This window comes from Vibrio sp. V42_P2S4T144, from assembly GCF_009904715.1.
Taxonomy (GTDB): domain Bacteria; phylum Pseudomonadota; class Gammaproteobacteria; order Enterobacterales; family Vibrionaceae; genus Vibrio; species Vibrio alginolyticus.
In genome coordinates this window covers 1-8,490 of sequence record NZ_WXWS01000413.1, presented here as the reverse complement: position 1 = coordinate 8,490, position 8,490 = coordinate 1, and the positions used below count along the sequence as shown (strand labels likewise).

The window sequence follows — 8,490 nt, the reverse complement described above, 5'->3', positions numbered from 1 at the left end:
TGTCAAAATACCGTTCAGCGTTTCTTGTACCGTTGCAGTGTGAACCTATTGAGCCAAATCCGATTGAAGCATGTCGCTTCAATCGGATCGAAATTTTATGCTTTTTGTTGACGGCTAAGTATGTATAGGTAACTCCAGTAAATCAGAGCCGTAGAAAAAGCCAATATTGCTGGGAAAACCAGCGTATATAAACCATATACCATAAATAGAGCCGCTCCCGCGACGCCGCCAAACAAAAAGCCAAAGAAAATGAATAGGAATAATTTTGCTTTACGTCGGTCAAATTGACGACCTCTCAAGCTCTCTCCAATCATAATCCCTAGATCGGTGATGATTCCGGTCATATGTGTGGTTCTGACTACTGCGCCGCTAAACGTGGTGATCATGGCGTTTTGTAATCCACATGCTGCTGATGCTAGATATTGGCCGTACAAATCCCCTTGCACCAAAAAGCCCAAGCTGAGTAAGAGCAAGCTCCCTTCTATGCACAGTGCAACACCATATCTTCGCCCTAGTTTTAACGCACTGCTTTCAATAAAAAAGCCGCTAAAGGCAGCGCCAATCAAAAAGCTAAATACGATGAAGAGCAGGTGAATGGAGCTATCCAAACCTGTTAGCAAGCTGTTCCCTAGCTGAGTTACGGTTCCCGAAAGATGAGTTATCGCTTGGTGTTGAAAGCCGAGAAGACCAACGGCGTTGACGCAGCCCGCGAGAAGAGCTAGTAGAAACGCGCCATATTCCACCCAACGAGGAAGTCTGGAAATCACAATAAACCCCCACCAAATATTAGGAGCCGATTATAACGCTCACACCGAGTTACGAAACCCTTTACAGTAAAACTCGATTGATCATTCTCAAAAAAATCTCACTTATAGGGTGTTTGTCCGAGCCAAAGTAAATATGTGAACGTGGATTGCCCGCTAGCAGATGTGTTCCGTTGTGCATTCGAAACTCACCCACCCGTGTTTCATTTGTTCATAGACTGAAACGGTAGGTTGGTGGAACTCTTTATCGGTAAATAGACCGACGGGAATGATCATGATTTCCGGGTATGCAGAAACGAACAACCTCATTGTCGTGCCGCAGGATGGACAAAAGTCATACTGAACCTCACTGCCATCATCGCCAATTCGGGTATAGCTAGTGACTTCACCGTTTAAAGTGACGTGCTCTTTTTCAAAGCGAGCTTGTACCCCAAAAACACTGCCAGTTCGTTTTTGGCATTCGAAGCAATGGCAGACAGACGTGTGGGTGGGCTCTCCCTTACAACGGATCTCAACTAAACCGCAGGCGCACTCGCATGTATGAATGGTTTTTGTCATCGTGATTACCTATTTGTCCCAATACACCAATAGACCTAGAGCACAGAGCTTGTGTCACTAGCTCGTTATGAGCTCTGGACTTGAAACTATTTGGATACAATCAGTTTAGTTTAATTTTGAAACACTTGAAGAGGTGAAATCATTTGGGTATACAATGGTATACTCGCTTTTCGTTTATACCTTGAAACAAGGAAGTCTTCATGACTCACAAAAAAATCCTGCCGATACCACTTATTCTACTTATTCCAATCGTTTTATTAGTTGTGGTTGTGATCGCAGGTGTTTATCGTTTTAGTTTGTCTGATGACGAGATCATGGCTAAGTTTCCTCAAACAGAAGTCGAAACGAACGTTATTGTGCAAGAGACGCTTGGCATCACTGCACGTAACCCTTGGACGATCCAAGTACCCGAGCAGAGTGCGGTCACTTTTCTTGATGAGTGGGATAAAGAAAACGGCTATTTGATAGGTGACTATGATGCAGGTGCGACAAAAGGTCAGGTACTTGTTCCAACTGCGTCGATTAGTCAGCGTGAGATTGAAGGTGTTTCATGGGTTGTTGCACCGATGATTGTAACGACACAAGGTAGCGGTTCGTTTAACTATGTTGGCTTGTTCAAGTTTGACCCCGTGCCGAGCCGAGTTGTACTTTTAGACAGTATTTTTGTTGGTGACCGCGTGAAATTTACTCAGCTCGAATGGAAAAGTGATACAACTATCACGCTTTCATATTTAGCGCACGGTGACGATCAAGCAATGGCAGACACGCCAAATCAATTCAATTCATCCACATTACAGCGTGTAGGGAATAACTTACATATGCAACAGTGATGAATTTTTTTTGAGTTCTGTAAAAATTCAGTATTTTCTGCGCTAGATCTCGAAATTTCCTAGTGATTTCTTATTCGGGAATGCATAAGCTATGAGCCTTGTTTGAAAGGAGATAGTAATTCCCGTGTCTACAAATGAAATTACAAGACGGTTGCCGAATCTGACAAGTCGTAGAGCGCTGCTGTTATACTCCTTGCCAGTTTTAGTTGCGATTGGTGTTTCTCACTCTCTCAAAGAGTCATCTTTAACCAAAACCATCGCATTGAACCTACCTGAATCTCAGGTCGTTGAAAAAATTCTTGATGCGACAACTGCCGAAGTTGTCACTCCCCCGAACTTCGAATATCAAATCCAAGCAGGTGACAACCTAAGCACTATTTTTAGTCAGCTCGGTTTCGGTTACAGCTCGTTAATGAAAGTAATGGAAACGGATTTGAACTACTTGGCACTTGATACACTTAAGCCGGGCAATACGCTCCGTTTCTGGCGTGATGATGCGACAGGCGAGTTAGCGAAAATGGAACTGCAATTTTCTATTGCAGATAAAGTGGTCTACAAGCTGAATAGTGATGGTAGCTATGACTTTACTGATATTTCCATTCCTGGCGTGTGGAGCCAAGAACCTTTAGTTGGCGTTATTCAAGGCAGTTTTTCTTCTTCTGCGAGTCGTTTAGGTTTAACGTCGGCGGAAGTGAGTCAAGTCGTAAGCTTACTCAAAGAACAACTTAATTTTGGACGTGATCTTCGTGCAGGTGATCGATTTGAAGTTGTTCGCCGCTCACAAAGCATCAATGGTGTACCAACAGGTAAGAACGAAATTGAGGCGATTAAGATTTATAATCGCGGCCGCGAGATCACCGCTTACCTTCATACTGATGGTCAATTCTACAATGCCAAAGGTGAAAGCTTACAGCGCGCATTCCAGCGTTACCCTGTAAGTAGTCGTTGGCGTATCAGTTCTGGCTTCAATCCTAATCGTTTACATCCAGTAACGGGGCGTGTTGCGCCGCACAACGGCACTGACTTTGCTGTACCAACCGGTACACCAGTCGTTTCTACTGGTGATGGTACAGTGATCATGACTCGTAAACACCCATATGCGGGTAACTACGTGGTTGTTGAGCACGGCAGCAAATACAAAACCCGTTACTTACACCTAAGTAAGATTTTGGTGAAGAAAGGGCAAAAGGTTTCTCGAGGCCAGCGTATCGGTCTTTCTGGTAAAACAGGTCGAGTGACTGGGCCACACCTTCACTATGAGTTGATTGAATATGGCCGTCCAGTTAACGCTATGCGAGCAAATATCCCAATGGCGAGTTCTGTTCCTAAGAAAGAGATGGCTACTTTTGTCGCGAACAGAGATGAAATGGATAGACTATTACGCGATAAAGAGAAAGCAGTGCTGTAATAAAGTACTTCGCTTAAAAAACAAAAAGAGACTAAGCATAGCTTGGTCTCTTTTACTTTGTGCATTAACTAGATTTGAATTCTATGACAGCAGTCTGTTCAGTACGTTAGGCACTCCGCACTTCACGTTCATTTATCAGGTGTACGATTTCTTCAACACTGTGTGGACGAGAGTAAAAATAACCTTGGATGTAGTGGCAGCCCATTTCAATTAACTTTTGTAGTGCTCTATCGTCTTCTACGCCTTCGGCAATCAAATCCACATCAAGCAGCTCTGCCAATTGCGCTATCAAAAACACTACTTGTTCAGAGGTTGTATTTGAGAGCATGTTCTGCACAAAGGTAGCATCGATTTTGATGCTATCAATCGGATAATTGTGTATATAGTTCAAGCTTGAGTATCCCGTACCAAAATCATCCAGTGCGACTTTAAAACCCAAGTATCGCAACGAGTTAAGTACCATCTGTTCACGGCCACTTTGTGAGAGTAAGACGGTCTCGGTGAGCTCTATAACAAAGTCTTTTGCTTCGTGCTGATACTTTTCAACCATGTTGGTTAAGTGATTAATATAACGGTTGGAATCAACCAGCTCATACGCTGAGCAATTGATGGAGAGTTTGACTTTATAGCCTAGGTTCGCTTCGAGTTCTTGCTTTGCGATACACGCGAGTTCAATAATCCGTTCACCTAACTCGATAATCAGGCCTGATTGTTCGGCAGCTTCAATGAACTCCGCTGGAGAGATATTTCCATAGATATTGCTATTCCAACGAGTCAAAATTTCAAAGTAATTCCAGCGGTCGCTCGTGATATCAACGATCGGTTGAACCACTACATACAACTCATCGCTGTCTTGTATATCAGTACTTAGCTGGATTCGCATTGCCTCAATAAGCTGCGTCCTACGGTGGTATAACGCACTAAGGTGTGTGTCGTAATGCTGAATCCGTGTATCGCGGTGTTTTTTACAATCTTTGAGAGCGAGACTGGCATTCAAAATCAGCTCATCGCTGTTCAACATATGTACTGGGGCACGTGCAATACCAATACTAACGGTGAAAGAAATCCGGTTAGATTTGTCGCTGTAGCCGCTTTCAATTTTGTCGAGTACTTCCTGACACACGGCGACAGGATCTTCGTCGTACGTGATGAAGGCGAATTCATCTCCTGCAACACGGAACGCATTGTTTGGCGACGACAAGCTCTGTTGAATGGCGTTAGCTGTGAACTTAATGATTTGGTCGCCGATATAGTTTCCGTTGATATCATTGATCGATTTGAAATTATCGATATCAAGATACGCCAAACTGAATGGGCGAGTCGCCTGCTGCGTTAATGTCTCCAAGGTATCAGCTAAACAGCTACGGTTGAGCAGTCCAGTTAGGTTATCATGCGATACCTCATAGCTAAGCTGATTAAGAAGCTTATCTGAACGTTCACTGACCCACTTTTCACGTAAGCTATGAATAATGACATTGGCATAAAATCGGTGGAAGTCGAGGATATCTTGCGCTTCTTTCGCGTGGATGCTTCGGGTAAAGGTAGACAGTAAAATTCCCAGAACTTCGCCATTTTGTGTCTTCAATGGCAGGCCAATGTAAGCTTGAATGCCATCTTCTTGAAACATGTGATCTTCAGGAAAACGCTTGTATACCTGGTCTTGATAGAAAATATGTTCGCCAATGTCTTTCGCCACTTTTTCACAGGGGGTGCCTGAAAGGTGGTAGCTTAGGTTGTCTGTAATTTTTCCATTGCTGGCGAAGGAAATGGTATGAGCCGAATGCTGAAGATGCGCAACTTCTACGACGCAAGTGCAATGGCTCTGCAAGTGTTGATGAATATCTAGCGTGACTCGGTTTAGCTGAGCCGTGCCGTTTAGCTTCAATATCTCATCAATTTTGTGGAAACTGATTTGTACCTGACCCATTGAGCATTTCACCTAGCGTTGTTATTAACATATCGTGTAAGACACGACGAATTATTATTTGATATGCATCAAATAAACTATCGGTTACTAAGGCAGATTTTTCAAATTTTGTGAACGAACAAATCATTATTTTCATGTTTTTATGCTTGAACCTTTTAAAGCTATAGCGATAAAAACGCTAAGCTAGGCGCGCTTCTCCTCTTCCAATCGTGATTTGAGATAATCGAGGAACAGCTTAGTTCGGGTATGCTGATAATCCAGCTTTGGATAGTAGGCATATACAGTGGCTTTATCCGCTGTGATATCGGGCAGGATAGGGACTAACGCGCCGGATTTGAGATCATCTTTGATCATGACGTTGTTCGTCATCAAAATACCCATGCCTCTTTTGGCACCATGAAACAGCGCTTCTGGGTTGGTCGTGGCAAAGTTACCGGACAAGCTGATACGTTTGCCTCGATTTGTTTTGATTTCTCGTGAGGGTTTTTCTCCCCAAATCAGGACATTATGCTCTGTCAGATCCTCAACGCATTGTGGTGTGCCATATTTCTTTAGGTAACTAGGCGCGGCGTAAAACTGGGCTTTATGTTCGAAAAGTGCAGTAGCTTTGAAACTTAGAGAGTTCAGTTGCTCTAATTCCCGGCTAATAAACAGGTCTAAGCTTAGCTCTGGCAATTGGCCTGGTAGCGTTGTTGTTAATTGAAGTGTGATGTCTGGATATTTATCAAGAAAATCATCAAGATAATGAACTAGAAACTTGGAACCAACGGCCAGCGTTGCCCCAATTTTTAATAGCCCCGCTGGTGATTGGTTGACTGAGCGAGTTTCATCTAATACCGATTGCCATGAATCAAGCTGACTTTTTGCTCGTTGATAAAACAGCGCACCAGCTTCAGTTTGGCTAATTGAGCGGGTCGTACGTTTGAGTAGTTGAACGCCAATTTTATCTTCTAGCCATTGAACTCGCTTACTGATAGCTGAGCTGGTGGTATTGAGTTTCCGCGCTGCGGCATTAAAGCTACCTTCTTCGACCACACGAATATAACTCTTCACGCTTTGAATCCAGTCCATTGTATCTCCTTGGGAATTAATTCCTTTCCAACTTAGCTGATTATCATCTTTGAGTATCAAATATACACTGTTTGCCATCAATCTGTCACAAAGTAGGAGGAACGTTTGCGTAAAACACCATTGTTATTAGCGATGATGATCATTGCCACAGGCCAAGTTGGCGTTAGTATTTATCTTCCTTCTTTGCCATTGATTGGTCATGACTTGAATTTGCCGCAACATTCGATTCAGAATCTCGTCACGCTATTTCTCGTTGGCTTCGGTATCTCTCAGCTTTTTTACGGCCCATTGTCTGATGCGATTGGTCGTCGGCCAGTGTTTATTCTGGGGCAAAGTGTATATCTAGTTGGTACGGTTATTTGCATCGCGTTTTCGGACAACATTGTTGCCCTTGAAGCGGGACGGTTACTGCAAGGCCTAGGAGCGGGCAGCGCTTCGGTACTTGGTCGGTCAGTACTGCGTGATAGTTATGACGGTATGCAATTAACCAAAGCGCTATCTTATATTTCAGTCACTGCTTCAGTGATGCCAATTATTGCTCCGCTGTTTGGTGGCTGGATTGCTTTTCACCTGAGTTGGCATGCTGTCTTCGTGTTTGTACTGATTTACTTAATGGCAATTTTTACACTTGGTTTATTGGTGCTGCCAGAAACGCTGCCTTATCCGAAGAGAAAATTTAAAGTAGGCGAAGTAAGCGCGAACTATTTGCGTCTGTTAACGAATACACAAGTGATTGGTAGTGCGAGCTACAACTGGCTTAGTTATTTATCGGCTCTGGTTACGCTCTCCTTGTATCCATTTTTAATGCAACAAGAGTTAGGATTAACGGCGGCAGATTACGGCTCTTTGATGATCATACCGTCAGTTGGTTTGCTGACGGGTAGCTTAGTGCTGAATTTGATCAATGCTCGTTACAAAGCTCAGCAAATCTTGCTGATGAGTTTCGCGATTGTTGCTGTTGCTGGCTTCATGTTGTTGGTTACCCCCTTCAGTGTATTTTCATTGCTGACGGCATTCACGTGTTTAAGTTTTGCCCAAGGCATGTCATTCCCAGTATCGATTAGTTTGCTACTCTCGCCACATAAGCAACAGGCAGGCGCGGTTTCTGCGTTATCTGGCTCTATTCAAATGTGTTTAGCAGGTTTGTTTGGTGGGTACTTAGTAGACTCATGGGTTACGAATCAGCAGCAGCTTGGGGTGTTTTATTTGTTTATTGCGTTACTTTCTTGCTTTGTTCTTGTACTAAGCCAATTTCGTAAAGTGCCAGAAGGGACGGTTCAAGCAGAAACTTCCATCTGAATATACTTGCAACCAGAAGGTCGGCTTTCTAAAATGCGCAGCTAAATTAAGTCTGGCTTGTTGTGTATACTGAATGACTTGGTTTGAAAGGAAGAGGGCGAACCTTGATACTTCTCTCAAGCTTGGAATACATTTCTGCCCAATGGCTATCCGATCTCTAATCGTTAGGTGAAAGAATGCAACAAAACGAATTTGAAACACTGGTAAAAGAAATTACTCAGCAAGAAAGCATGCCAAAGGCACTTGAAATCTTGAAGGCGTGTGAGGAAGAAGAAGTTGCACAAGCGGCGCAATCCCTAACGGGTCAGTTTGGCCTTGCAGAAGTTGATGGTGAGAAACGTATTTACCATATTACCACTCAAGAAGATGAGTCCGGAGAAGAGCAAGAATACGTAGAGCACGTCATGAATGAAGGCGATCACTTGATCAAGTTTGCTGCGTGGTTCTTTGAAACATTCTTTGAAATCAAACAGAAAGATACGTACGTCGCAGCGGGTAAAACATACCAACAACCTAAGCGATAGACGCTCATTTCAAGAAATCCACGAAAATCAAACTGAAAGTTAATTACAAAATAAATGTGACTGGAGTCTTGTTTTTATCTAATTGTGGTGTAAAATTACAACATAGTTA

The 8,490-nt window shown here is 43.2% G+C and carries 8 protein-coding genes; 4 read left to right on the top strand and 4 right to left on the bottom strand.

Going from position 1 to position 8,490, the window contains the following annotated elements; all coding sequences use genetic code 11:
- Nucleotides 1-95: 95 nt before the first annotated feature.
- Both CAG68_RS13925 and CAG68_RS13920 read right to left on the bottom strand, forming a co-directional pair.
- Nucleotides 96-767 carry a YoaK family protein gene (locus tag CAG68_RS13925; RefSeq protein ID WP_161441289.1) on the bottom strand — a complete coding sequence of 224 codons (672 nt, stop codon included), beginning with the start codon at nt 765-767 and terminating at the stop codon, nt 96-98.
- Nucleotides 768-920: 153 nt separating this feature from the next.
- On the bottom strand, nt 921-1,322 hold the full coding sequence (locus tag CAG68_RS13920; RefSeq protein WP_017635849.1) for a GFA family protein: 402 nt from the start codon (nt 1,320-1,322) through the stop codon (nt 921-923).
- Nucleotides 1,323-1,522: 200 nt separating this feature from the next.
- Here CAG68_RS13920 and CAG68_RS13915 point away from each other — a divergent pair, with 200 nt between their 5' ends.
- Complete coding sequence (locus CAG68_RS13915; RefSeq protein WP_054574420.1) at nt 1,523-2,152, top strand: hypothetical protein; 630 nt, start codon at nt 1,523-1,525, stop codon at nt 2,150-2,152.
- A gap of 124 nt (nt 2,153-2,276) precedes the next feature.
- Nucleotides 2,277-3,560 (top strand): peptidoglycan DD-metalloendopeptidase family protein, encoded by a 1,284-nt coding sequence (locus CAG68_RS13910; RefSeq protein ID WP_025768471.1) that lies wholly within the window; start codon nt 2,277-2,279, stop codon nt 3,558-3,560.
- Nucleotides 3,561-3,666: 106 nt separating this feature from the next.
- Here CAG68_RS13910 and CAG68_RS13905 read toward each other — a convergent pair whose 3' ends face one another.
- Nucleotides 3,667-5,487 carry a putative bifunctional diguanylate cyclase/phosphodiesterase gene (locus CAG68_RS13905; RefSeq protein WP_161441288.1) on the bottom strand — a complete coding sequence of 607 codons (1,821 nt, stop codon included), beginning with the start codon at nt 5,485-5,487 and terminating at the stop codon, nt 3,667-3,669.
- 183 nt (nt 5,488-5,670) lie between these two features.
- A complete protein-coding gene (locus CAG68_RS13900) occupies nt 5,671-6,558 on the bottom strand; it encodes a LysR family transcriptional regulator (protein ID WP_025768470.1) in 888 nt (295 codons plus the stop codon).
- Nucleotides 6,559-6,663: 105 nt separating this feature from the next.
- On the opposite strand from CAG68_RS13900, the gene CAG68_RS13895 reads away from it, so the two are divergent.
- Together CAG68_RS13895 and CAG68_RS13890 are read left to right on the top strand one after the other, a co-directional pair.
- Nucleotides 6,664-7,857, top strand: coding sequence for a multidrug effflux MFS transporter (locus CAG68_RS13895; RefSeq protein WP_017821607.1), 1,194 nt, complete (start codon nt 6,664-6,666; stop codon nt 7,855-7,857).
- 176 nt (nt 7,858-8,033) lie between these two features.
- The gene (locus tag CAG68_RS13890; protein ID WP_005375501.1) at nt 8,034-8,381 is read left to right on the top strand and encodes a hypothetical protein; all 348 of its coding nucleotides are present in this window, start codon (nt 8,034-8,036) and stop codon (nt 8,379-8,381) included.
- Nucleotides 8,382-8,490 lie beyond the last annotated feature (109 nt).

Coding starts and splice junctions, on each gene's coding strand:
- CAG68_RS13920 (WP_017635849.1), bottom strand. CDS start 1,322: ATGACAAAAACCATTCATACATGCGAGTGCGCCTGCGGTTTAGTTGAG.
- CAG68_RS13915 (WP_054574420.1), top strand. CDS start 1,523: ATGACTCACAAAAAAATCCTGCCGATACCACTTATTCTACTTATTCCA.
- CAG68_RS13905 (WP_161441288.1), bottom strand. CDS start 5,487: ATGGGTCAGGTACAAATCAGTTTCCACAAAATTGATGAGATATTGAAG.
- CAG68_RS13900 (WP_025768470.1), bottom strand. CDS start 6,558: ATGGACTGGATTCAAAGCGTGAAGAGTTATATTCGTGTGGTCGAAGAA.
- CAG68_RS13890 (WP_005375501.1), top strand. CDS start 8,034: ATGCAACAAAACGAATTTGAAACACTGGTAAAAGAAATTACTCAGCAA.